We start from the raw sequence: 23,126 nt of genomic DNA, 5'->3' as shown, positions 1-23,126 counted from the left end.
GGTGGCCTCCCGGAACACGGTTCGTCAGCGGGTGCCCAGTCTGTCAGATCCGTGGACCCCCTGACCGATTCAGCCACGCATGGTGCACGTCACTCTGCGTCGTCGGTCTCCACCGAGGCCAGCGCGGCCTCGATCCGCTCGCGGGCGCCTTCCAGATGCCGTTCGCACACCTTGGCGAGCTGTTCGCCCTTCTCCCAGAGCTCAAGCGACTGCTCCAGGGAGAGCCCGCCGGCCTCCAGCTCCTTCACGACCTCGACGAGCTGATCGCGGGCCTGCTCGTAACCGAGTCCGGCGGTGTCTGCTTCGCTCACGTTCTCCGACCTTGTGGTGCACGGGGCTGTTCGCGCAGACTACCGCGTCCGGCTGGGGTTCCGGGGACGCTCGATCGGGCCCGTTGCGGGCATGCGACCACCGCGCTGGCCATCGCGTGGTCGTACCCGACGAAAGCCAGCGCGAACTCCTGCCCGTCACCGTCCGCGATGGCGTCCTCGAGGTTCTCCTGCGCGCTCGCCACCCGTCGCCGGTGCCCGGTTCCTTCGGCGAACCACCACCGGACGCCAACATGCTCGGACGTCGCCTCGGACAGCCGCCTGAGCTGCGGAGCCAGCCCGCGTCGGGCCGCCGTGCCGCAGCCCGCGAGCAGTGCTGTCCAGCATTCGTCGGCGGCGCGGTCGGTGACCAGGGCTTGGCGCAGCAGGAGACCGGCGTTGAGCCGGGCGGCGGCGTCCACCGTGAGCGGGAGGAACGCCGGGGCCCGGTGCATCACGGCCGGTCTCCTTCCGGTGCGGGTGTCGTCGGCTCGACGGATTCGGCCACCGCGCGGACCGCCCCGTCGGCGACCCGTACGCGCAGCTGCGCTCCGTCCTCGATCTGGGAGACGGAGCGGAGCACGTGGAGGTTGCCCTCGGAATCAGTGAACTGGACGACGGCGTATCCGCGCGCCATCGTGGCCGCCGGGCCGAGCGCGGCCAGTTTGCCCCGCGCGTTCGCGACCTCGGCCTGGTCCTTGGCGAGCAGGCCGAGCATCGCGCGACGGCCGCGTTCGCGGTGCATCTCGACGTCGTTGAGCCTGCGCTCGATCGGCCCTAGAGGATCGGCCAGCGACGGACGGCTGCGCAGCTGGGTCAGCAGCCGCGTCTCCCGGTCGACCCAGCCGTGCAGCGCGCGACGGCCGCGGTCGCGCATCTGCCGCACCCGCGCGGTCTCCTCGCGGACGTCCGGCACGATGCGCTTGCTCGCGTCGGTCGGGGTGGAACAGCGCAGGTCGGCGACGTGGTCGAGCAGGGGAGTGTCCGGCTCGTGGCCGATGGCGCTGACGATCGGCGTGCCCGCGGCCGCGACCGCCCGGCACAGCGCTTCGTCGGAGAACGGCAGCAGATCCTCGACGCTGCCGCCGCCGCGGGCGATGACGATGACGTCGACGTCCGGGTCTTTGTCCAAAATGGACAGTGCACGAAGGATCTGCGGAACCGCCTGCGTACCCTGCACGGCGGTGTTCAGCACCTTGAACAGCACGTGCGGCCAGCGTGCCTGCGCGTTCGCCAGCACGTCCCGCTCGGCCGCCGACGCGCGTCCGGTGATCAGCCCGATTCCCTTAGGAAGAAAGGGAATCGGCCGCTTTCGCTCGCGGGCGAACATTCCTTCGGCGGCCAGCAGCTTGCGCAGTCGTTCGATCCGCGCGAGCAGCTCGCCGATGCCGACCGCGCGAATCTGGTCCGCGCGCAGGCTCAGCGTGCCGCGGCCGAAGAAGAACGACGGCTTCGCGTGGATGACCACTCGGTCGCCCTCGCGCAACGGCGTCGGCAGTTCGCGCACCAGCCACATCGGACAGGTGACGGACATCGAGACGTCCGCGGACGGGTCGCGCAGGGTCAGGAACGCGGTCTGCGTGCCCGGCCGCGCGTTCATCTGCGTGACCTGGCCTTCGACCCAGACGTCGCCGAGCCGGTGGACCCAGTCGCCGATCTTGCGCGCGACGGTGCGGACCGGCCAGGGGTTCTCCGCGCTGGTGGCGGGGTCGTTGCTCACTGGCCTTCCGCGGGGTCGCCCGGCTGTTCCTCGGCCTTGCGGGCGTTGCCGATCCGCCGCGCGAGCATGCCGACGAACGACGCGCGGTCGGCGTTGGCCTTCTCGTACTCCAGCAGTTCTTCCAGCTGCGGCACGGTCAGTCGCCGCAACCGGGCGCGCAGCTGCGGCAGCGTGAGCTCGTCGTAATTGCCCAGGCCAGCGGGGCCGGAGCTGTCGTTCTCGCCCTCGGAGTGCTCCTCGGCGAGCGCACGGGTCTCCTCGACCCACGGGTCGTCGATGGCTTCCGCGGCGAGGTCCGGCGGCTGCGCGCGGTGGCCGTTGGTGCGCGGCTCGGGCAGGTCGTCGACCGGCACGAGCGTGGGCCGGGACGGAGTGAATTCGGGCACGGCGTCCTCGTCGAACGTCGCCCAGCTGGGCGTGTCCTCGACGGGGCGCAGCATCGACAGCGCGTCGTCGCCCTTGATGGCCAGCTCGGTGACCTGCTGCTGGACGCGCATGGACAGCTGCAGTACCTGGCTCACGACGGTGACCGGCAGGCCGGTGAGCTGCTTCGGGAGCTCACGAACCCGCTCGGCGGTGGTGACGGCGAGGCCCGCGGCGACCCGGAGGGGGAGCGGGAGTGGCTTCATGGGTCCAGCGTGCCGTATCAGGGCCGTCCTGCCCAACCGAACGGGTGGCCAGGGGCGCCGGACGTGACGCCCGGCACAGCCTGAATGGCCGCCGCCATCATCCGAACGAGGACTTCGATCCCGGATCGGCACTGCCCGTACCCTGGAGGCATGACTTCTGCGAGTCCCGGAACCGAACCCGCCGGTACCCCGACGATCTCCCGGTCCGGCGCCGCCAAACGCGTGCTGCTCGCGAAGCCGCGCGGGTATTGCGCCGGCGTTGACCGCGCGGTCGTCGCCGTCGAGAAGGCGCTCGAGCTGTACGGGCCGCCGGTGTACGTACGCAAGGAAATCGTGCACAACCGGCACGTCGTCGAGACCCTGCGCGAACGCGGCGTGATTTTCGTCGAGGAGACGTCCGAGGTGCCCGAGGGCGCCCTCGTGGTGTTCTCCGCGCACGGCGTCTCGCCCGCGGTGCACGCCGAGGCCGAAGAACGGAACCTGCGCACCATCGACGCGACCTGCCCGCTGGTCACCAAGGTGCACAAAGAGGTCAACCGGTTCGCCAAGGACGACTACGACATCCTGCTGATCGGCCACGAGGGCCACGAGGAGGTCGAGGGCACGGCTGGCGAGGCGCCGGACAAGGTGCAGCTGGTCGACAAGCCCGAGGACGTCGACAAGGTGGACGTGCGCGACCCGTCGAAGGTGATCTGGCTGTCCCAGACGACCCTGTCCGTGGACGAGACGATGGAACGCGTCGACCAGCTGCGCGACCGCTTCCCGACTTTGGCCGACCCGCCCAGCGACGACATTTGCTACGCCACCACCAACCGCCAGGTCGCGGTCAAGGCGATGGCTCCCGAGTGCGACCTGGTGCTGGTCGTCGGCTCGAAGAACTCGTCGAACTCGAAGCGGCTGGTGGAGGTCGCGCTGAAGGCCGGAGCGTCGGCTTCGCACCTGATCGACTTCGCGTCCGAGGTCGACGAGTCGTGGCTGGAGGGCGTCGCGACGGTCGGCGTCACGTCGGGGGCCTCGGTGCCGGACGTGCTGGTGATGGACCTGCTGAAGTGGCTGGCCGAGCGCGGCTACGGGCAGGTCGACGAGGTGACCACGGCCAACGAGAAGATCGCGTTCGCGTTGCCTAAGGAGCTTCGGAAGGCTGTTAAGTCGGAGTCCTGACGGGCGTTTTGGGTTTCGCTGCTTGCCTCTCATCGGGGGTTGCCGCGACGGAGAGCTTGGTGCGGTGGGGAAGCTCGGTCGCTGTGCGGAGAGGCCGTGAGGAATCCCGGCCGTTGCGCCGAGAAGCCGTCAGGGCCCGCGCAGCTGCCGATCTGAGGCTAGAGATTTCTTTGCACCACAACGAAAAGGCCGCCGATCCCGGTTAAGGGATCGGCGGCCTTTGTCGTTTGCCTGTGTCTAGCCGCGGACCGTGACCGCGCCTGGCGCGAGAATTCCGCGCTGGCTCAGCCCTCGTCGTCCCAAGGACGCTGGCGGCGCGGCGGTTCCCGGCGAGGCGGACGCGGACGCCCGGGCGGCGGTTCGTCCCCGCGCGGCCGACGACGCGGCGGCGGTGCGTCGCCCCGCGGATCACGACGGCGTGGATCCCCTTCCGGCGGCCGGGGACGACGACCCTCTGGCGGCGGCTTGCGGCCACCGCGCGGAGCGTTCGGGTCCATCGGCTCGCGCCGAGGACGGGCCCCCGGGTCGGACGGCGGACGCGGACGTCGCGGCGGCGGTGCGTCGAGATCCCGCGGCGGACGGCGACGGTTGCCCGGAGGCGGCGTCTGCCCGGTGCGTCCGGCTGGAGGCCGCGAGCGCGGACGGCTCGCGGCTTTGTCGTCGTCCTCGTCCCGGTTGCGCGGCAGCTTGCCGTCCTTGATCTTGACGGGCGCGTCCGGGTCGCGTTCGCGATAGATCCGGAAGAAGCCGAACAGCAACGTGACGCCGGTGGTGACCGCCATCGTCGGGAAGCCCTTGATCAGCGGCTGCCCGATGTTGAGGAGCTTCGACAGGGTGTCGCTGGCCTCCGAACCCCCGCCGGTCAGCAGCACCACGCCCGGCACGGTGACGGCGAGCACCAGCGGCGGCTGCACCATCGGACCGAACAGCCCGCGTCTTTGCACCGCGCCGACCGCGATCACGGCCCCGAGGAAGTAGCCCGCCTTGAAAACAAAACCGAGGCTGCCGGTGGACTTCTCGTCGATGATGGCGCCGAGCACTGCCAAGCCGAAGCCCACGAGCACAGCCGCCCACCAGGGCAGGCCGCGCCTCGTGCCGACGACGAGACGCTCGTCCCACGGCACGGGGGCGTCATCGGCATCGGGATCGCTCTGGCGATCGCGTATCGCGGTCACGAGGCACACCGTAGCCCGTACTTGTCACGATCTTGTTGGCACTGCCGAGGACAGCACGAAGCAGCCACTCGACCGCATGACATTTCGTTCGGTCGAGCGGTACTCGCGGTACGGCTTGCCCGCCCCGCTCCGCCGGACGGGGAACCCGTGGACCAGACCTCTGACCAGCGGTGATACCGACGGTATGGTCTGACTGCCCGATTCCCGGCCCTGCGCTGGGCCCAGGCTATGCCACCGGCCGACCCCGGCAACGGCGGCGCCGCCGGTCCCGTTCCGGAACATTCGCCGTTCTGGAACTTGACCGGGAATTGACGTTCCCGCGAACCGCCTGAGCCTCCGGATCCTGCCCGCGCGACGTCGCAACCCTGCCCTTTCGCTCGCCGCGACGGCAGAGTCCAACCTGGACTTCGCCGTTCGTTCTGGGCAATCCGGACTCCGGCACTCGCCCGTCCGACGTGCGTCGCAGCACCCGCCGGGAGCCGCGGCAAGCCGCCGACAGCTGCGGACCAAAACCACGGCCCAACCCGTCGACTCGGCCGCCGACGCGTGATCGCGGACTGCCCGCTCGCAGGGACGTCGCTCAGCTCAGCTTGGACGCCTGCAGCGTCACCGCGATGCGCCACCGCTCACGGCAACGCCCGAGCCGAGTGGAGTCAGGACTCCCGGCGGTACCGCTGCCGAGCTCGCTCCGCCAGGTCGCCCCACCGGATCGCGCTGCGGACGCTCGTTCGGCAGAAGCGACTGCCTAGGCATGCCCGCGCATAAAGAAGGCCAAGCAGCCGGACTGTGTCTGCCTAGGAGCGACCTGGCGGGCCGTGCCTGCCGAACGTCGCGCCGTCGGGAACGTGCCGCCACGCTCGCGCCCGCCAAGCCACGTTGTCAGTCGCATCCCGCGAGAGCACGCCGCCGATCGTCCGATCGCGACTGTCGAGCCCGCGGCCGTCGCGCCGCAACCTCAACCAGCTGCCACCTCGTCTCCCTTCCGAAGCTGCGGCACCGGTGCCGGACTGCCCGACGCGTCGGTGAGCGGCGCGACCGTCGCGCGGAACGACTCCAATGCCTCGAGTTCCCGGCGTCGGGCCGAAACAAAGCGCTGAAGGTGCGTTGTGGACAGGTTCAGCGCTTCGACCGCATTGCCCGCGGCCCGGTGTGCGGCGGCGGCGCCCGCGCGGACTTGCTCGACGTCCTCGACGAGCGCCCGGTCGCTGGCGGCGAACAGCGCCGCCGACGCGAGCACCCCGAATCCCGTGGGGCCGCACAGGAATACGCGGCGGTCGATCAGCCAGCGCAGCAGTTCGGGATCGGTGTCGAGAGCGGCGACCACGGCCGCGTCGGACGGGACGAACATGACGGTGCCGTAGATCGCGTCCGCCCAGCGCTGGTAGCCCTTGCCCGCCAGCTCCGCCGCGCGGGAGCGCAACTGCCGGACGTGGACGCGCAACGCGTCGAGCCGTTCTTCCGGGTCGTCGGTCTCGACCGCCTCCGCCCAGATGGCCATGCTCGCCTTCGCGTCGACTGGTACCGCTCGGCCGCCGCCGACATTCAGCACCAGGTCGGGCTTCGCGCTTCCGCCGCCGCCCAGATCGGTCTGCAGGGTGAAGTGCAGTCCCTCCCGCAGCCCGAGTGCGCGCGCGGTTTCCACGAGCACCTGTTCGCCGAGCTCGCCGCGGCCGTGGATCGACGCGAACGCCACCTCGTACCGGCGCAGCGCGAGTTGCTGCTGGTCGCCTTTCGCGCGCTCCGCCGCCACGAGCCGCGCGGCCGCGTCGGCACGGCGCATTCCGTCGTTGTACAGCCGCCAAAGCACGACGACCGCGACGCACAGGAGCAGCGCGAGCACGATGGCCGCGGTGGTGATCACCGTCTCCACCCGGTCCTCCTCTCCGTCGGGTCCGTCGGGTGTCCGGACGCGAGACATCATGGCGGACCCCACCGACAAAAACCGGCACCCACGGTCGCGCTGCGTAGCTGACCTGCGACTTTGCAGATTCGGTGCTGGGCGTGTCCCCCGTGGACCTGATCGGCTTCGTACACACGTTCGAGTGGGGCAACGGCGTGCCTACGGGATTTCGTCGGGGTCTGCTCCTAACGTGGTCGCCGTGAGAGTCCTCCATACCTCTGATTGGCACATCGGCCGCACGTTCCACGGCGCCGATCTGCTTACCGAACAGGAGGCCGCCCTCACGCACATCGCCGAACTCGTCGACCGCGAGTCGGTCGACGTCGTGGTGGTGGCCGGTGACATTTACGACCGAGCGGTGCCGTCCGCCGAAGCTGTCCGCGTCGCCACGGCCGCGATGACCCGCATCCGCCGGGCCGGCGCGGAACTCGTGATCACGCCGGGCAACCACGATTCGGCCGCGCGGCTCGGCGCGTTCGCCGAATTCGCGGCGGCGGGCGGGCTGCACGTCCGCGCGACCGTCGAAGGCATCGCGGAACCCGTTGTGCTGCACGACGAACACGGCGCGGTCGCGTTCTACGGCATCCCGTATCTCGAACCCGAGCCGTCGCGGCACGCGCTGGGCGTGCCGGAGGCGCGCGGCCACACCGGCGTGCTCGGCGAGGCGATGCGGCGGGTGCGCGACGACCTGGCCAGTCGTCCGGGAACGCGATCCATAGTGCTGGCACACGCTTTCGTCACCGGCGGCGAGGCCAGCGAATCGGAGCGCACCATCGCGGTCGGCGGCGTCGAGCAGGTTCCCGGCTCGGTGTTCGACGGCGTGGACTATGTCGCGCTCGGCCACCTGCACGGTCCGCAGACGCTCGCGGAACACCTCCGGTACTCCGGAAGTCCGCTGGCGTACTCGTTTTCCGAAGCGCGGCAACGGAAATCGGTGTGGTTTGTGGATCTCGACGCGAACGGTCTCGCCGAGGTCTGCCGGCACGAGCTGCCGGTGCCGCGTCCTCTCGCAACCCTCTCCGGCGAACTCGCCGCTTTGCTGGAGGACCCGGAACACGAGCAATGGCGCGAGCACTTCCTCTCGGTCACCGTCACTGATCGAGTCCGTCCGATCGATGCGATGCGGTTGCTGCAGGACCGCTTTCCCTATGCGGTGCACATGGATTGGCGGCCAGACGGCGGGGCCGCCGGCACCGAACTGAAGTACGCCGAGGCCGTGCGCGGGCGCAGCGACATCGAAATCGCGCGCAGTTTTCTCGACGACTGCCGCGGTGCCCCGCCGACCGAACGCGAGGAGCGGCTGGTGCACCTGGCGCTCGAAGCAGCGAACCGGACGGCGGTGGAGAAGCTGTGAGACTGCATCTGCTGGAGGTGGAAGCCTTCGGCCCCTACGCGGGTCGAGAGGTGGTGGACTTCGACGCCCTCGGCGCCGACGGTCTGTTCCTTCTCCACGGCGACACCGGCGCGGGCAAGACCACGCTGCTCGACGCGATCGCGTTCGCGTTGTTCGGCGTGGTTCCAGGCGCGCGCGGCGACGTCAAGCGGTTGCGGTGCGATCTCGCCGAACGCGATCGGCAGACTGAAGTCGTGCTGGAGCTGACCGTGCAGGGTCAGCGGCTGCGGATCGTGCGCGGCCCGGAATACCAGCGGCCGAAGAAACGCGGCGACGGATTCACCACGCAGCAGGCGCGGGTCTCGCTCACCTGGGTCGGCGAACCGCCTGCCGGGCTGCCGCCGGACGGAAGCATCCGCATCGACGAGGTGGCGCGCACCGTCGAGCGGCTGCTGGGCATGACGGCGGCGCAGTTCTTCCAGGTTGTGCTGCTGCCGCAAGGAGAATTCGCGAAGTTCCTCCGCAGCGACACCACGGAGCGCGAGAAGCTGCTGGAACGGCTTTTCGGCACCGAGCGGTTCTCCGACGTCGAGCGCTGGTTCGCGGATCTTCGCGCGGAACGCGGCCGTGCGCTGGAAAAGCGGCAGCAAGACGTCCGTGAGCTGCTCGCCCGCTACGCGCAGGAAGCGCAGCAGGAACCGCCGGAGGAGGGGCAGCCGGAGTGGGTCGAGGCTGTCCTGACCGAGATCGCCGCCCGGGCCGAGGCGGCGGAAACCGAGGCAGCGCAAGCACGTTCGGCGGCGAAGTCCGCTGAGGTCGCGCTTCGCGAGGCGGAAGAAGACGCGGACAAGATCCGCCGGGTCCGCACCGCGCACACCCGGCTGACGCAGATCGCCGAGCAGGCGACTGAACGTGCCGAGTGGACGGAAGAGATCGCGGCAGCTCGGCGCGCCGCCGCAGTGGTGCCCGAGGCCGAGTTGATGGACCGGCGCACGGCCGAACTCGGCGACGCGCAAGTGCTGGTGGCGGATCGGATCCGGGACCTCGCCGACCTCGGTTTCGATGCGGTCGGGCTCGCTGTCGCCGACCTTCGCGAGCGCGCGGGCTCCGTTCGCGAGGAAGCGGGCGCTCTCGCCGAGTTGGCCGCGGAGGCGACCCAGCAGAAGAGCGACGAGCAACGCAGTGCGGAGCGGCAAAAAGTCGCGAAGAAAGCCGCCGAGCAGGTTGCCGGGCTTGCGGAGCGGCTGGACAAGTTGCCCGGACTCATCGCCGCTGCGCGTACCGAAGCGACTGTGGCCGGAGAAGCGGCGGCGAAGCTGGACGGTGCCAAATCCCGCGTCGACGAGCTGACGGCGCTCACTCGTGCGGCTGAGGAGCTGCCGCCAGCTGAAGCCAGGGTCGAGCGTGGCGAAGCGAAACTGCGCGAAGTGGTGGACGAGCACCAGACGGCTCGGCAACGTCGGCTCGACCTCCGCGAACGGCGTCTCGACGGCATGGCAGCCGAGTTGGCTGCTGGCCTGGCCGATGGAACGGCGTGTCCGGTGTGCGGGTCGGCCGAACATCCGGCACCGGCGAACCATGACGCGCCGTTGGTTGACGCGGCCGAAGAACGCGCTGCCGAAGAAGCCGAGCAGAAGGCGTCGGCGTTGCGCCAGCGAGTGGTGTCCGCGTTGGAAGAGGCGAAGGCTCGGGTCGTCTCCTTGCGGGAGCGGCTGGACGGACGCACTGCGGAGGAGATCGCGACCGTGCTGGCCGAAGCCCGCACGGTCGTCGCGGAACTCTCCGGAAAGGCGCAGCGCAAAGACCAGCTGAACGGAAAGGTCGCCGAACTGGAGCGCGGTGTCGAGCAACTGACGGCACAGCGGCGTCTCGCCGAGCAGACGGTCACCGAGGCGAACAGCGAGATCCGGGCTTTGGCCGAGCGGATGGCCGAGCGCGAACAGCGGCTGATCGCGGGCAGGGGAGAATTCCCGGACGTCCCCGCCCGACGGCAGCACCTGCTCACGTTCGCCGGAGCGCTCGATCAGGCAGCGGAGGCGCACACCGCGGTGTCCGGAGCGGAGTCCCGGCTCGCGGAACAGCGGGATCTGGTCGAGATCTCGTTGCATGCCAAGGGGTTCTCGACCCTTGAGGAAATGCGCGCCGCCGTCCGCAGCGACGAGCAGGTCACGAAGCTTGAGCAGGGCCTTGTGGAGGCGGAAGCGATGGCCGCCGGTGCGCGGGAGATGCTCGCGCAACCGGAACTGTTCGGGATCTCGCCGGACGATGCGGTCGAGGTCGCGCCGTTGGCCGAACGGGCGAAGGAAACACGGACTCGTGCGGATACCGCTTTTGCCGCGCAGCAAGCGGTTTCGGCACAGCACCGCGAACTGGTGAAGCTGGCTGGACGGCTTGGCACGGCGCTGTCGGAGCTGAGGCCGTTGGAAGAGGATCAGGCCGAACTTCGGGCGCTGTCCGAAGTGGTCAATGGTCGAGGGCAGAACGCGCGGAAGATGTCGTTGCGTTCGTATGTCCTGGCTGCCCGGCTGGAAGAGGTCGCACTCGCGGCGACCGCGCGACTGCGGACCATGAGTCAGGGCCGCTACTCCTTCGTGCACTCGGACGCGGCCGGTGCACGCGGCACGAGGGGCGGCCTCGGCCTCGACGTGCTGGACGACTACTCCGGCGCGGTGCGCCCAGCGAAGACACTGTCGGGCGGCGAGTCGTTCCTCGCGTCGCTCTCGCTGGCGTTGGGCCTAGCCGACGTGGTGGCAGGAGAAACCGGTGGTGCGCTGCTCGACACCCTCTTCGTGGACGAGGGTTTCGGCACCCTGGACGCCGAAACGCTGGACGTGGTGATGAACATCCTCGACGAACTCCGCGCCGGCGGCCGCGTGGTGGGTCTGGTGTCGCACGTAGAGGAACTCCGCCAGCGCATCCCCACGCGGCTGCGAGTGCGGAAGTCCCGCACCGGTTCGAGAGTGGAGCTGCAGATGGCTTGATAAGACCAGGTGGGTCCCGCGCCGGGTGACGGCTGGGGCTCCTGCGCCGGGCTGCGGATGGCTTGGCTGGAACTGACCTGGCTGGCGGCTTGGTCGGAAGTGGGCTGGCAAGACAGGCAAGTGGCATAGCCGGAAGTGGGCTGGCAGAGCAGGCAAGCGGCGTAACTGGAAGCGGGCTGGCTGAGCGGCTGGCCGGTGCGGCTGGAGCTGAGCTAGCTGCGCGGCCGGACGGGCTTGGCCCGGAAGCGGGCGACGACGCGGTGGCGGCTGGCTGGTCGCTGAGGGCCGCCGGGGGCCGCTACTGAAGTGGTGAGCCGAGCTGAGTGCCCTTGGCGGAGACTGGCGGCCGTTGGATAACGGGCCCAGCCAGCTCCGCCACGGTTGCCGCGTCAGCTCAGCCACCCGGCTACGCGCGCTGCCGCGACCCAGTTGGGCTCGGTAACGCGTACCAGCGTGGCCCAGCCAGCTCCGCCGCGCTCGTCGCCTCGGCTCAGCCGCTTCCCTCGGCCAGCCAGGCTCGCCGACTGCGCCCGGTTGCTCTCTGCAAAGCCCGCCACCTTGGTCCGGCCAATCCCGACTCCGCCGCCGCGCAAACCGTCAGGCGGATTCTTCGTGGTGCAGAAGCCACCGCTTGGCGTTCACGCCCCAGCGGAAGTTGCCGATCGCTCCGCCGGTCCTCACCACGCGGTGGCAAGGCACGAACAGGGCCGCTGCGTTGCGGGCACAGGCGGTTGCTGCCGCGCGGACTGCGGAGGGGTTGCCCGAGAGGGTGGCGTACTCCGCGTAGCTCACCGGGCTGCCTGCCGGGACTTTGCGCAGCATCTCCCACGCGTGCTCGCGGAACGGGCCTGAGCGCTGCCGTACCTCGATGTCGGCGACGGCGTCGACATCACCGCCGTGGTAGCGGCGGATCGCGGCGGTCACGGGGCCAAGGTCGCGGCGTTCGGTCAGGGTCGTCGGGGCCAGCGACGGCGAGATGAGCGGCGTCAGTTCGGCGACGTCGCCGGTCCAGCCGGAGGCCAGTACGGCTCCGTCGCCTGCCACCACTGCGGTGAACGGGCCGATCTTGGTGTCCAAAGTGGACCAGAAGGCGGTGTGCACGGGAAAAGTCTCCTCAAGCGATTCGGGAACTGAGATACCGGCTGGCGTACGAACTCCACGGCTGCCAGCCGCGTGCGGACGTCGTCAGGTCGATGCCCAGCTCGGCCGCGCCGCGGCGGACGGCCGGGTCTGCGGCCAGCAGGACGTCGGGGGCGCCGAGCAGCCGCATCACGACGTAGTCGGCGGTGGCCGGATCGACGCCGGCCGTGAGCATTTCGGTGCGCAGTTCGTCGGCGTCGCGGCCCACGTGCGGGTCGAGTTCACCGGCGACGATCGCGGCGGCGACCTGTTTGACCAGCGGTTTTACGTCGGCCGCGGCGATGGCGGACGGGGTCGGGAAGAGGGTTGTCAGAGTGTCCATCGGCGGGTCGGCGGGCGGGACTGGCTCGCCAAGCCGGACCACGTCGACCACGTCCTCGCCAAGCAAGGCGCGGAGCAGGACCTCCGGGCCGTCGACGGCGCCTGGCACGCGGATTCCCGGGGTGGCGGCGACCAGCGGGGCCAGCGCCTCGTCGGCGGAGAGCACGCGGGTGACGGCTTCCGGGTCGGCGTCCAGGTCCAGCAGCCGCCGTACTCGACTGACGGCGCTGCTCAAGTCGCGCAGGTCGGAGAGCGCCAGGTCGCACTGCACATAGCCAGCGCGCGGGCTGACCCACACCGACGCCGGGCCGTGTGGCAGGCGCAAGGTGCGGCCGTAGCCGTCGTCCGAGACGGCTTCGATGCCTGGCAACGCCCGTGAAGCGTGGTAATTCAGCACGCCCGCCGCGTCGAACGGGGCGCGGAACGGCAGGCGAAGGCTGAGCCGCGTCGCGCCGCTTGGTTCGTTGCGGTTTCCGCGGCGGAGCGAAGCTGCTCTGAGCTGCGACGGAGTCGTCGCGAACACCTCGCGGATCGTCTCGTTGAACTGCCGGATGCTGGAGAACCCGGCCGCGAACGCGACGTCGGTGAGCGGCAACTGCGACATCTCGATCAGCAACCGCGCTGAGTGGGCGCGGTGTGCTCGGGCTAGGCGGATCGGGCCCGCGCCAAGCTCAGCTGTCAACACGCGGCCGAGCTGGCGTTCCGAGTAGCCAAGTTGACGGGCCAAGCCGGGCACACCCTCACGCTCGACCAAGCCGTCCGAGATCAACCGCATTGCGCGGGCGGCCAGGTCGGCGCGTACGTTCCAGTCCGGCGAGCCCGGGACTGCGTCCGGGAGGCAACGGCGGCACGCGCGGAAACCACCGGCCTGCGCGGCTGCCGACGTCGGGTAGAAGCGGACGTTCTGCTCCTTCGGCGTGAGCGCCGGACAGGACGGGCGGCAGTAGATGCCCGTGGTGCGCACAGCCATGATGAACTGGCCATCGAACCGCTGGTCGCGGGCGGTCACCGCGCGGTAGCAGCGCTCGGTGTCGCGCCAGATCGGGATGGTCGAGGTAGCCATGCCTTCGATGATGCCAGCAGGTGAGAGCTCTGACTGGCGGAAAACCGACACGACGTTGCGGCCGCGCTCACCGGGTCGGCGGGGGTCTTCGCCGAGCACGTAGACTTACCGGCCGTGAGTCTCACCCTCGGTATCGTCGGCCTGCCCAACGTCGGCAAGTCCACCCTGTTCAACGCGCTGACGCGCAACGACGTGCTCGCCGCGAACTACCCGTTCGCCACGATCGAGCCCAACGTCGGCGTCGTGCCGCTGCCGGACCCGCGGCTGGACCAGCTGGCCGAGATCTTCTCGTCGGAGAAGACCGTGCCCGCCGTGGTGTCCTTTGTGGACATCGCGGGCATCGTGAAGGGCGCGTCCGAGGGCGCGGGGCTCGGCAACAAGTTCCTCGCGAACATCCGCGAGGCCAACGCGATCTGCCAGGTCATCCGCGTGTTCGACGACCCGGATGTCGTGCACGTCGACGGCCGGATCGACCCGATGTCCGACATCGAGACGATCAACACCGAGCTGATCCTCGCCGACCTGCAGACGCTCGAGAAGGCGCTGCCGCGGCTGGAGAAAGAGGCGCGCACCAAGAAGGAAGCGCGGCCGGCGCTCGAAAACGCCCAGAAGGCCAAGGAAATCCTCGACTCCGGGCGCACGCTGTTCCAGGCGCAGAAGGACATCGACGGCGAGGCGCTGCGCGAGCTGAGCCTGCTCACCACGAAGCCGTTCCTGTACGTCTTCAACGCCGACGAGGCCGTTCTTACCGACGACGCGCGCCGCGAGGAGCTGGCGAAGCTCGTCGCGCCGGCGGACGCGGTGTTCCTCGATGCGAAGGTCGAAGCCGAGCTGCTGGAGCTGGACGACGAGGAGTCCGTGCGCGAGCTGCTGGAGTCCGTCGGCCAGCTGGAGCCGGGCCTGAACGCCCTGGCCCGCGCCGGTTTCCACACGCTCGGCCTGCAGACCTACCTCACGGCAGGCCCGAAGGAATCCCGCGCCTGGACGATCCCGCAGGGCGCGACCGCCCCGCAGGCCGCGGGCGTCATCCACACGGACTTCGAGCGCGGCTTCATCAAGGCGGAGATCGTGTCGTTCGCGGACCTCGTCGACGCGGGCTCGATGGCGGCCGCGCGCTCGGCGGGCAAGGTCCGCATGGAAGGCAAGGACTACGTGATGGCGGACGGCGACGTCGTGGAGTTCCGCTTCAACGTCTGACCGGTTTCGCGGCTGGCTTCCCCGGTCTTCGACCGATTGCCGGGGAAGCCGGAGCACGGTGAAATCCGTCCGGAACGCGGCGGCAAGCCAATTTGTCGGTCCTAGTTCGTATGATCCGCCTATGCCCGTGCTCTTCACCCCGTCCTTGCCGGATCGCGAGGACGGGGGTCGCCTCGGTGGTGCGCCGCCGGTGGCGATTGAGGCGCATCCGCTTCTCGAGACACACCGCTATTTGCTGACTATCCCCACAGCGCCCGACAGCGAGATTTCGGTCCTGCTGCGCAACGGATTCAGCATCGGCGACAGCGACCTCGAATACCCGGACATGGCGATGCGCGCTCTGGTGCACGCGCCCTCACCCCGCGGCGAGCGGACCGATCTGGGATGGACCGGGCTTCGTTCGGCGGCGCTCGTCGAGATGCCGGACGAGGAAGACTCGATCGCGCTGGTCCGGATCGCGGACGAGCCGGTCCTGATCCAGAACGAACCCAGCTACGCCGACGCCGTGCGTGCCGATGGCCATCAGTTTCTGTTTCAGGTCAACGAAGAGGGCTGGCCGGTCGACGGGGAACTCGAGGACGTCATCGACGAGTACCTCTGGGGATACGGGTCGGTCTACTTCTATGGCACCCCGGGATCCGACGGGATTGTGCGCGAGGTTGTTGCGGGGTTCATCGATTTTTGAGCCTCGGCAGGACGGCGGACCTGCCGAGGCCGCGACCAACGTTCAGTTCAGCTCAGCGACGCTCGGCACAACCACGCCGTAAAGATCTCCGATAGTCGCCAAAGCGCTGTTATGCAGCTGCTCAGCACTAACCTCCCCAGCCGGAGCCAGCAACGGCCGGGTAGCGCAGGCATTGGCGACGACGGTCGGGTGGTTGCCGCGCAGGAAGGCACCCTCGGTGGTGAACGTGACGCACATGTTGGTCATGAACCCGGCGATCACCACGTTCTTGTGCCCGGCCTCGTCAACCAGCGAGCCCAGGTCGGTGTTCACGAACGAGTTCGGCGCGCCCTTAACGACGACCGCCTCGTCCTCGAGCGGGGCGACGTCCGGGTGGATGCTGCCGATCTCGGCGCGGATGTCGTACGGTGTGCCTTCGCCGCCGTCGTTGATTACGTGGATCACGGTCGTTCCGGCGGCGCGGGCCTTGGCGAGCAAGTCTTGAGCCGCGGTCAGCGCCGGACGCCAGCCGTCCAGTTCCATCACGCCGCGGGTGTAGGTGTTCTGGTAGTCGACCATGATCAGCGTCGCGTCGGCCAGTGTCGCCGGGGTCTGGTCGAGACCGTTCAGCTCCCGCAGCGTTTTCCTTGCCATGGTGGGGGTTTCCTCTCGTTTCCGGTTCGCACGATCGACGCTAGACTCGACAGCGGATGTCGGCAATGACATGCAAGACGCAGAAACCGACATGAGGAGTGCGATGAAGCGGCTGCTGGTCGTCGTCCTGTTCGATCGGATCGACCTGCTCGACGTGACCGGGCCCGCTGAGGTGTTTTCCTTGCTGCAGCGGGAAATGGACCAGCCGACGGGGTATCGGGTGGTGCTCGCGGCCGGGACGATGGACCCGGTGACCACCTCTGCGGGGGTGCGGGTGTTGCCGGACGTGACCTTCGCGGAGTTGTCCGGGAAGGCGATCGACACGCTGATCGTACCGGGGGCCGTGACGGCCGGGGAGAACGGGGAGATCGTCGCGCGATGTGACCCGGCGGTGGTCGCGGAGGTGCGGCGGCTGGCTGGGCGGACGCGTCGGGTGGCGTCCGTCTGCGTCGGAGCGCACATCCTCGCGGCGGCGGGACTGCTCGACGGCAAGCGCGCCACCACGCACTGGTCGACGGCTCGGCAGTTGGCCGCGGAGCATCCGGAGGTGACTGTCGACGCGGATCCGATCTTTATTCGCGACGGCAGCGTGTGGACCGGGGCTGGGCTGAGCGCTTGTCTTGATCTTGCGCTGGCGTTGGTGGCCGACGATTTCGGTCCGGAATTAGCGTCGAGGGTGGCTCGTCAGCTGGTGATGTTTTTGCGGCGGCCGGGTGGACAGAGTCAGTTCAGCGTGTCGTTGGAACCCGCGTCCGCGACTCGGCGCGTGGATGAGTTGCGGCACCACATCGCCGCACATCTGGCGGATCCGTTGACGGTCGCCGATCTCGCCGCGCATGCCCATGTGACGGATCGGCAGATCACGCGGGTTTTCAAGGCGGAGCTGGGGATGACGCCCGCCGCCTACGTCGAGCACGCGCGGGTCGAGGCGGCGCGGCATCGGCTGGAGACGACTGACGAAACCTTGTCGCGGATCGCTGGGGCTTGCGGATTCGGCACTGTTTCGACGTTGAATCGGTCTTTTCGGCGGACATTAAAGACGACGCCCAACGAATATCGGGAGCGGTTCCGGATCGGGTAGTGGAAACGGTGGAATATTCCACGCGGCAGAATATTTCCCCGGCCGAATAGCGGTCCGGGCTTTCGCTAGGATCGCCTCCTCATTCAGCGAGGGGGTTTGAATGGCGAAAGAGCAGCCGTCTCCGATGGCACCGCCATGGACCTATCGCGACGACGTGCTGAGCTACACCTGCTACCTGGCGGGCTTGATGGCGGACAATGCCGATCTTGGCCAGGTCGAGGAAGTGCTCGCGCCGTTTCCCGGACGGAACGTGCCCGGTGAACGGTTCTTGGCCACCGGGTCGGTTGTCGTCTCGGATTTCCGGGCGCTCGGGGACGGGAGCTGGAGCGTGTCGACGCCGTTCGTGTTCGGGACGGGGGCGCTGGGGGTCGGGCTCGTGGCCGGTTCGCTGGTGGGCGGGGCGATCGCCCGGTCGCGGGCCCGGCAACAGGCGGCCGCGGCGGCGGTTCCGCGTTGGGTGCCGATCGAGCGAGGCGCGCTCTATCTGAGCGCGCACGGCTTTCACCTCTACACGCCGCGGGTGCTTTCGTGGCACTGGGAGGCGATCACCGGCGCGGCGGTGGTCTCCCCGGCGGTCGTGCACGTGACGGGGAACAGCCAGACCGGCCCGGTGTCCTGGTTGTTCCAGTCGGAGTGGGCCGAACTGCTCTTCGTGCTGTGGGCGAACGCAGTGCATCCCCGGCATCCGCAGCTCGTCACCGGGCAGTGGCTGCCGCCGGGCTGGGTCGAGCACGCGAGGTGGCATCGGAGAGTCCCGGCGTTACCGCCCGGGGACGCGGTGACCTGACCCACGCGGGGGCATCTCCGGCGAAACGTCCCTCTCGTGCCGCTCGCCCGGCGAAGATGCCCCGGTGCGGATCGTTCTTTATGCCATCTGGGGCGCGCTCATGATCGCCCTCGTGGTCAGCGTCGTGGTGCAGGCGAGGAAAGCCCGGCGGCGCAAGGTGGCGTTGGCGACGTGGCCGAAGGCTCAGGCCGTGGTGACCGGGTACGAGAGAAAGCGGCGAGGGGCCGACGACGACGGCGCGTCGCTCTACTACCCGCGGTACGAGTACCGCGGCCCTGACGGACACGTCTATCAGGGCCTTTCCGAGACCGTCAGTGACAACTCGCCGGGGGAGAGGGCGGCGCTTCAGGTGGCGGTGAACCCGGAGGATCCGGCCGAATCGGTCCCCGAGGGGCCGACCGGGATGCGGGTGATCGGCTGCGCGTCGGTCGTGCTCGGGCTCATCGGGTTCGCCATGTTCTGGTTCATCCGGATGTTCCCGCTGCCGTAATGCTCAGCCGAGCAGGCCGAGCACAATCATCGACAACAGGACGACAGCGGTCGAGAACACCGCGACCCACGTGCGCTGTGCGGCGGTGAGCTGGGCGGTTGTGCTGTTCATGGCGGGTCCTAGCGGGGCGAGTGCCGATGATTACCGCTGGGATAGCGCCTTGATCTAGCTCACTGTTACCGCTTGTGATCAAGGTCACGCCGGTTGCGCGCGGTGTGCCACAGCACCCCGCCCGCGGCGGCCACCATCAGGCCGAACGAACCCATCCCTACCACGAGTGCCTGGACCATCCCGGCTCCTTCCGTCGCGTCTGTCCGGGAGACGCGCGAGGGGGCCGGTCGTTATGCCAGGGTTGCGGACGTCACACCTGGTCAGCGGGCCGCCAGCACCTCGTCGATCCGCCTGGCGAGTGCGAAATCGCGTTCGGTCAGGCCGCCCAGGTAGTGGGTGCTGAGGCGGAAGGTCAGCGTGCGCCAGCGGATGTCGATGTCGGGATGGTGGTCGGCCTCCTCGGCGAGCACGGCCACCCGGTCCACCACCTCGATCGCCGCCGGGAAGGACGAAAGTTCGACTGTCCGCACGATGGTGTCGTCCTCGCGCCGCCACTCCGGGACGGTGCCGAGGGCCTGGTCCACCGCCGAGTCGTTCAATAGCTGAGTCATCACTCCATGGTGTCGGCTACGCTGCGGCATTGCCACGGGAGTCCGGTACGCCGGGCTGAGAGGCGGGCCTCGCACCCGCGACCGTTCGCACCTGGATCCGGATCATGCCGGCGTAGGGAGGCCGTATCGCTCTCCCTCATCCGGCGCAGTGCAGGAGGGGAAGAATGATGTCGCGGACCGTCCGCACGGTGGCCTGTCTCGCAGGGGTCTCGGTGCTCGCCAGCGCCTGCTCGCTCTCCAGCGGCGACTCCGGCGGGTCGTCCGCGAGCTCTGACCAGCAGACTCCGACCGTCACGCTGGTCACGCACGATTCGTTCGCCGCTCCGCAGGACGTGCTCGACGCTTTCCAGCGCCAGTCCGGGATCAAGCTCAAGATCCTCAAGTCCGGCGACGCCGGCGCGCTCACGAACAAGCTCGTGCTCACCAAGGGCAGCCCGATCGGCGACGTCGCGTACGGCGTCGACAACACCTTCGCCTCGCGCGCGCTCAGCGAGGGCGTCTTCCAGCCCTACACCAGCCCGGAGGCCGACCGCGGTCCGCAGCGTTACTCCGTCGACCCGCAGCACCGGCTGGCGGCGGTCGACCTCGGCGACGTGTGCGTCAACATCGACCCGGCCTACTTCGCGAGCAAGGGCCTCCCGGAGCCGAAGACCTACGACGACCTCGCCGACCCCAAGTACAAGGACCTGACCGTCGCGGAAAGCCCGGCCACCGCGTCGCCGGGGCTGGCTTTCCTGCTCGGCACGGTCGCGAAGTACGGCGAGAACGGCTGGCAGGGCTACTGGCAGAAGCTGAAGGACAACGGCCTCAAGACCGTCAGCGGCTGGGAGGAGGCCTACACCAAGGACTTCTCCGGCTCGTCGGGCAAGGGCCCGCGGCCGATCGTCGTGTCCTACGCCTCGTCGCCGGCCGCTGAGGTCGGCGAGGACGGCAAGCCGCGCACCAAGGCCCTGCTCGACACCTGCTTCCGCCAGGTCGAGTACGCGGGCGTGCTCACCAACGGCAAGCAGGTCCCGCAGGCCCAGAAGGTCGTCGACTTCCTGCTGTCGCAGCAGTTCCAGACGACGGTCGCGGCCAACATGTACGTCTACCCGGCGCGTCAGGGCGTCGAACTGCCCGCGGGCTGGGCCACCGCGGCGCCGCAGCCGCAGACGCCGGCCACCATGCCCGCGGACAAGGTGCAGGCTGGCCGGGAGAAGTGGATCGGGGAATGGCGCTCGCTCATGGGCGCGTGATCCCCGCGCGCACCCTCGGGCTCACGCTGCTCGGCTTGCTGCCGGTCGCGTTCCTGGTGGTGTTCTTCGCCTGGCCGGTCGTCGCGATCGTCGGCCGGGGGTTCTCGGCGGGCGGCGTCGACACCGTGCTCGGCGACCCGCAGACGTGGCGGCTCGCCGGGTTCACGCTGGCCAGCGCGGCCGCGTCGACGGTGGTCGCGGTGCTCGCCGGGCTGCCGGTGGCGTACCTGCTGGCGAGGGTCCGGCTGCCGGGCGTCGGATTGGCGCGGACGATCGTGCTGGTTCCGTTCGTGCTGCCGACGGTTGTTGTCGGCCTGGCTTTCCGGGCGATCTGGCCGGACGGTGGCGTGCTTCCGCTCGTGCTGGCCAACGCGTTCTTCAACGTCGCCGTCGTCGCGCGCACGGTCGCCGGGCTGTGGGCGCATCTCGATCCGCGAGCGACCGAGGCCGCGCGGGCGCTCGGTGCGTCGCCGTGGCGGGCGTTCCGGTCGGTGACGCTTCCTGCGCTCGGCCCGGCCATCGCGTCTGCTGCTGCGGTGGTGTTTCTGTTCTGCGCTACCAGTTTCGGCGTGGTGCTGATTCTCGGCGGCGGTAGCTACCGGACGCTCGAGACCGAGATTTACCTCCGGACAGTCGACCTGCTCGACCTCTCCGGTGCGGCTGCGTTGTCGTTGATCCAGTTCGCGGCCGTCGTCGCTGCGCTGGTGCTGGGGGCGATGGCGCGTCGGAAGCGAGAGAACGCGGTGAAGCTGCGGTCCGCGCAGGTCACCGCGCGTCGGCCGCGCGGAGCAGAGTGGTGGACGGTCGGCGCCGCGGTCGTGGTGCTCGGCCTGTTGCTGACACCGATCGTCTCGCTGCTCCTGGAGTCGGTGTCCACTTCGGACGGATGGAGCCTTGCCGGATACCGCGCGCTGAACACGGTTGGGCAGAACGACGCACTGCAGGTTTCCGGCTGGATCGCGGCGCAGAACTCGCTCGCCGCGGCCACTGATGCGACGCTGCTGGCGATGGCTGTCGGTCTGGTCGCGAGTGTGGTGCTGGTGGCGCTCCGCCGTTCGCCGGGAGGGCTCGCGCGCGGGATGGGCGAAACCATGGACGTCGCGTTGATGCTGCCGTTGGGCGTGTCTGCGGTGACCGTTGGCTTCGGCTACCTGGTGACGCTCGACGCGTTGCCCGGCGACCTCCGCACGTCGCCGCTGCTCGTGCCGTTCGCTCAAGCGCTGGTGATCATGCCGCTGGTGGTGCGGATGATCCTGCCGGTGCTGCGCGCGGTGGACGTCCGGTTGCGCCAGGCCGCCGCGACGCTCGGCGCGAGCCCGGCGCGGGTGTGGCGGGAGATCGACTTTCCGCTGGTCGCGCGGTCGGTGGTGGCCGCGGCGGGCTTCGGGTACGTCGTCGCGCTCGGCGAGTTCGGCGCGACCAGCTTCCTCGCCCGGCCGGACGCGCCGACGCTCCCGGTGGCCGTCGCGACGCTGATCAGCAGGCCGGGGGAGTTGAACAACCAGATGGCGTACGCCGCGTGCGCCCTGCTCATGGTGGTGACTGTGGTGGCGGTGGCGCTGATCGACCGGTTCGGCTCGGTCCGCGGCCGCAGCACGGTCGGGGAGTTCTGATGGCGCTCACGGTACGGGACTTGACTGTCCACTATGGATCGTTCGCCGCGGTCCGCGACGCGAAGCTGGACATCGCCGACGGCGAGGTGCTCGCGTTGCTGGGCCCGTCCGGTTCAGGCAAGTCGACGTTGCTGCGCGCGATCACCGGGCTGGAGCCGGTGTCGTCCGGTTCGGTGTCCTGGGACGGCACCGATCTCGCCGCGGTGCCGGTGCACAAGCGCGAATTCGGTCTGGTGTTCCAGGACGGACAGCTCTTTCCGCATCGCGACGTCGCCGCGAACATCGCGTTCGGCCTGCGGATGCACGGCGTGCCTCGAGAACGGCACGCGGCGCGCGTCGAGGAACTGCTCAAGCTGGTCGGCCTAGAGGGCTACGAACGGCGACGGGTGACCGAGCTGTCCGGCGGACAGGCGCAGCGCGTCGCGTTGGCTCGCGCGCTGGCTCCGGAACCGCGTTTGCTGCTGCTGGACGAGCCACTGTCCGGATTGGACGCTGGACTCCGCGAGCAGCTGGCCATCGACCTGGCGGATCTGTTGCGGCGCAGCAAGATCACCGCGCTGCTCGTGACGCACGATCAGGAGGAAGCGTTCACGCTCGCCGATCGCGTGGCAGTGCTCGACGCCGGGGAAATCCGGCAGGAGGGCGCGGTCCGGTCGGTGTGGAACAAGCCGGTGGACGACGACGTGGCGCGATTCCTTGGCGTCACCACGTTCCTGGACGGCACCGCGGCCGACGGCGTGGTGCGGACCGAGCTGGGCACTGTCGAAATCACGGGAGTGGACGACGGCCCGGTAAGGCTCGGACTGCGTCCGCACGGCTTGAAAGGCGCCAAAGAGGGTGTACTCGGCGAAGTGACCGCCGCGGTGCATCGGCGAGAGCATCTGCGGCTGGTCGTCCGCTGCGGAGAGTCCACTGTGGACGCGATCGCCCCGGCCGGGGCGGACTACCGGGCCGGCGACCCCGTCCGGCTCGAGCCGGATCCGGACGGGATCGCCGTGGTGGGCTGAACCCC

Annotated in this window: 21 protein-coding genes and 1 riboswitch; of the genes, 11 read left to right on the top strand and 10 right to left on the bottom strand. The window is 69.4% G+C overall.

What is annotated here, in order from left to right:
• Nucleotides 1-89: 89 nt before the first annotated feature.
• From ABZX37_RS16175 to ABZX37_RS16160, 4 genes are read right to left on the bottom strand one after another with little or no spacing between them, the layout of a single operon-like run.
• Complete coding sequence (locus ABZX37_RS16175) at nt 90-311, bottom strand: exodeoxyribonuclease VII small subunit (protein ID WP_182889946.1); 222 nt, start codon at nt 309-311, stop codon at nt 90-92.
• The gene (locus ABZX37_RS16170; protein WP_354740360.1) at nt 308-763 is read right to left on the bottom strand and encodes a hypothetical protein; all 456 of its coding nucleotides are present in this window, start codon (nt 761-763) and stop codon (nt 308-310) included. Before ABZX37_RS16170 ends, ABZX37_RS16175 begins: the two co-directional genes overlap by 4 nt.
• Nucleotides 763-2,028, bottom strand: coding sequence for an exodeoxyribonuclease VII large subunit (xseA, locus tag ABZX37_RS16165; RefSeq protein WP_354740126.1), 1,266 nt, complete (start codon nt 2,026-2,028; stop codon nt 763-765). The genes ABZX37_RS16170 and xseA overlap by 1 nt, the downstream gene beginning before the upstream one ends.
• On the bottom strand, nt 2,025-2,657 hold the full coding sequence (locus tag ABZX37_RS16160) for a lipid droplet-associated protein (protein ID WP_354740124.1): 633 nt from the start codon (nt 2,655-2,657) through the stop codon (nt 2,025-2,027). The genes xseA and ABZX37_RS16160 overlap by 4 nt, the downstream gene beginning before the upstream one ends.
• A 150-nt stretch (nt 2,658-2,807) precedes the next feature.
• Here ABZX37_RS16160 and ABZX37_RS16155 point away from each other — a divergent pair, with 150 nt between their 5' ends.
• On the top strand, nt 2,808-3,818 hold the full coding sequence (locus tag ABZX37_RS16155) for a 4-hydroxy-3-methylbut-2-enyl diphosphate reductase (protein ID WP_354740122.1): 1,011 nt from the start codon (nt 2,808-2,810) through the stop codon (nt 3,816-3,818).
• A 284-nt stretch (nt 3,819-4,102) separates the two neighbouring features.
• On the opposite strand, the gene ABZX37_RS16150 is transcribed toward ABZX37_RS16155, so the two are convergent.
• Nucleotides 4,103-4,993, bottom strand: coding sequence for a DUF6542 domain-containing protein (locus ABZX37_RS16150; protein WP_354740120.1), 891 nt, complete (start codon nt 4,991-4,993; stop codon nt 4,103-4,105).
• A 955-nt stretch (nt 4,994-5,948) separates the two neighbouring features.
• Entirely contained in the window at nt 5,949-6,863 is a 915-nt protein-coding gene (gene rmuC / locus ABZX37_RS16145; protein ID WP_344286210.1) for a DNA recombination protein RmuC, read from the bottom strand.
• A 229-nt stretch (nt 6,864-7,092) separates the two neighbouring features.
• On the opposite strand from rmuC, the gene ABZX37_RS16140 reads away from it, so the two are divergent.
• Together ABZX37_RS16140 and ABZX37_RS16135 are read left to right on the top strand one after the other, a co-directional pair.
• Nucleotides 7,093-8,247: an exonuclease SbcCD subunit D gene (locus tag ABZX37_RS16140; RefSeq protein ID WP_354740118.1), complete on the top strand. Its 1,155-nt coding sequence runs from the start codon at nt 7,093-7,095 to the stop codon at nt 8,245-8,247.
• Entirely contained in the window at nt 8,244-11,207 is a 2,964-nt protein-coding gene (locus ABZX37_RS16135; protein ID WP_354740116.1) for an SMC family ATPase, read from the top strand. Before ABZX37_RS16140 ends, ABZX37_RS16135 begins: the two co-directional genes overlap by 4 nt.
• 597 nt (nt 11,208-11,804) lie before the next feature.
• Here ABZX37_RS16135 and ABZX37_RS16130 read toward each other — a convergent pair.
• Nucleotides 11,805-12,308, bottom strand: a complete 504-nt coding sequence (locus ABZX37_RS16130; RefSeq protein WP_354740114.1) for a methylated-DNA--[protein]-cysteine S-methyltransferase — start codon at nt 12,306-12,308, stop codon at nt 11,805-11,807.
• 13 nt (nt 12,309-12,321) lie between these two features.
• Complete coding sequence (locus ABZX37_RS16125; protein ID WP_354740112.1) at nt 12,322-13,731, bottom strand: AlkA N-terminal domain-containing protein; 1,410 nt, start codon at nt 13,729-13,731, stop codon at nt 12,322-12,324.
• 114 nt (nt 13,732-13,845) lie between these two features.
• On the opposite strand from ABZX37_RS16125, the gene ychF reads away from it, so the two are divergent.
• Together ychF and ABZX37_RS16115 are read left to right on the top strand one after the other, a co-directional pair.
• A complete protein-coding gene (gene ychF, locus ABZX37_RS16120) occupies nt 13,846-14,928 on the top strand; it encodes a redox-regulated ATPase YchF (RefSeq protein WP_354740110.1) in 1,083 nt (360 codons plus the stop codon).
• A gap of 121 nt (nt 14,929-15,049) precedes the next feature.
• Nucleotides 15,050-15,613, top strand: coding sequence for a hypothetical protein (locus ABZX37_RS16115; protein WP_354740108.1), 564 nt, complete (start codon nt 15,050-15,052; stop codon nt 15,611-15,613).
• 42 nt (nt 15,614-15,655) lie between these two features.
• Here ABZX37_RS16115 and ABZX37_RS16110 read toward each other — a convergent pair whose 3' ends face one another.
• The gene (locus ABZX37_RS16110) at nt 15,656-16,246 is read right to left on the bottom strand and encodes a cysteine hydrolase family protein (RefSeq protein WP_354740106.1); all 591 of its coding nucleotides are present in this window, start codon (nt 16,244-16,246) and stop codon (nt 15,656-15,658) included.
• 103 nt (nt 16,247-16,349) lie between these two features.
• Between ABZX37_RS16110 and ABZX37_RS16105 the strand changes: the two genes are divergently transcribed.
• From ABZX37_RS16105 to ABZX37_RS16095, 3 genes are all read left to right on the top strand, one after another.
• On the top strand, nt 16,350-17,327 hold the full coding sequence (locus tag ABZX37_RS16105) for a DJ-1/PfpI family protein (protein ID WP_354740104.1): 978 nt from the start codon (nt 16,350-16,352) through the stop codon (nt 17,325-17,327).
• A 124-nt stretch (nt 17,328-17,451) separates the two neighbouring features.
• Nucleotides 17,452-18,114, top strand: coding sequence for a hypothetical protein (locus ABZX37_RS16100; RefSeq protein WP_354740102.1), 663 nt, complete (start codon nt 17,452-17,454; stop codon nt 18,112-18,114).
• Between the two features lie 64 nt (nt 18,115-18,178).
• Nucleotides 18,179-18,604, top strand: coding sequence for a DUF3592 domain-containing protein (locus ABZX37_RS16095; RefSeq protein WP_354740100.1), 426 nt, complete (start codon nt 18,179-18,181; stop codon nt 18,602-18,604).
• 371 nt (nt 18,605-18,975) lie between these two features.
• Here the strand turns inward: ABZX37_RS16095 and ABZX37_RS16090 are convergent, their stop codons facing one another.
• Nucleotides 18,976-19,266 (bottom strand): 4a-hydroxytetrahydrobiopterin dehydratase, encoded by a 291-nt coding sequence (locus ABZX37_RS16090; protein ID WP_354740098.1) that lies wholly within the window; start codon nt 19,264-19,266, stop codon nt 18,976-18,978.
• Between the two features lie 24 nt (nt 19,267-19,290).
• A riboswitch (TPP riboswitch) is annotated at nt 19,291-19,402 on the top strand.
• A 31-nt stretch (nt 19,403-19,433) separates the two neighbouring features.
• Between ABZX37_RS16090 and ABZX37_RS16085 the strand changes: the two genes are divergently transcribed.
• The 3 genes from ABZX37_RS16085 to ABZX37_RS16075 are packed head-to-tail and all read left to right on the top strand — an operon-like array spanning nt 19,434 to nt 23,121.
• Nucleotides 19,434-20,501, top strand: coding sequence for a thiamine ABC transporter substrate-binding protein (locus ABZX37_RS16085; protein ID WP_354740358.1), 1,068 nt, complete (start codon nt 19,434-19,436; stop codon nt 20,499-20,501).
• Entirely contained in the window at nt 20,477-22,114 is a 1,638-nt protein-coding gene (locus ABZX37_RS16080) for an iron ABC transporter permease (protein ID WP_354740096.1), read from the top strand. Before ABZX37_RS16085 ends, ABZX37_RS16080 begins: the two co-directional genes overlap by 25 nt.
• Nucleotides 22,114-23,121 carry an ABC transporter ATP-binding protein gene (locus ABZX37_RS16075; RefSeq protein WP_354740094.1) on the top strand — a complete coding sequence of 336 codons (1,008 nt, stop codon included), beginning with the start codon at nt 22,114-22,116 and terminating at the stop codon, nt 23,119-23,121. The genes ABZX37_RS16080 and ABZX37_RS16075 overlap by 1 nt, the downstream gene beginning before the upstream one ends.
• The last annotated feature ends 5 nt before the right edge of the window (nt 23,122-23,126 follow it).

It is taken from the genome of Amycolatopsis sp. NPDC004079 (assembly GCF_040610415.1).
Classification (GTDB): Bacteria; Actinomycetota; Actinomycetes; order Mycobacteriales; family Pseudonocardiaceae; genus Amycolatopsis; species Amycolatopsis halotolerans.
This window is presented reverse-complemented; position numbering and strand designations above follow the sequence as displayed.

Bases quoted from the DNA above. Each gene is read 5' to 3' on its own strand.
- ABZX37_RS16100 (WP_354740102.1), top strand. From the start codon at position 17,452: ATGGCACCGCCATGGACCTATCGCGACGACGTGCTGAGCTACACCTGC.
- ABZX37_RS16080 (WP_354740096.1), top strand. From the start codon at position 20,477: ATGGCGCTCGCTCATGGGCGCGTGATCCCCGCGCGCACCCTCGGGCTC.
- ABZX37_RS16125 (WP_354740112.1), bottom strand. From the start codon at position 13,731: ATGGCTACCTCGACCATCCCGATCTGGCGCGACACCGAGCGCTGCTAC.
- ABZX37_RS16160 (WP_354740124.1), bottom strand. From the start codon at position 2,657: ATGAAGCCACTCCCGCTCCCCCTCCGGGTCGCCGCGGGCCTCGCCGTC.
- ABZX37_RS16110 (WP_354740106.1), bottom strand. From the start codon at position 16,246: ATGGCAAGGAAAACGCTGCGGGAGCTGAACGGTCTCGACCAGACCCCG.
- ABZX37_RS16090 (WP_354740098.1), bottom strand. From the start codon at position 19,266: ATGACTCAGCTATTGAACGACTCGGCGGTGGACCAGGCCCTCGGCACC.
- ABZX37_RS16075 (WP_354740094.1), top strand. From the start codon at position 22,114: ATGGCGCTCACGGTACGGGACTTGACTGTCCACTATGGATCGTTCGCC.
- ABZX37_RS16105 (WP_354740104.1), top strand. From the start codon at position 16,350: ATGAAGCGGCTGCTGGTCGTCGTCCTGTTCGATCGGATCGACCTGCTC.
- ABZX37_RS16155 (WP_354740122.1), top strand. From the start codon at position 2,808: ATGACTTCTGCGAGTCCCGGAACCGAACCCGCCGGTACCCCGACGATC.
- ABZX37_RS16115 (WP_354740108.1), top strand. From the start codon at position 15,050: ATGCCCGTGCTCTTCACCCCGTCCTTGCCGGATCGCGAGGACGGGGGT.
- ABZX37_RS16170 (WP_354740360.1), bottom strand. From the start codon at position 763: ATGCACCGGGCCCCGGCGTTCCTCCCGCTCACGGTGGACGCCGCCGCC.
- ABZX37_RS16085 (WP_354740358.1), top strand. From the start codon at position 19,434: ATGTCGCGGACCGTCCGCACGGTGGCCTGTCTCGCAGGGGTCTCGGTG.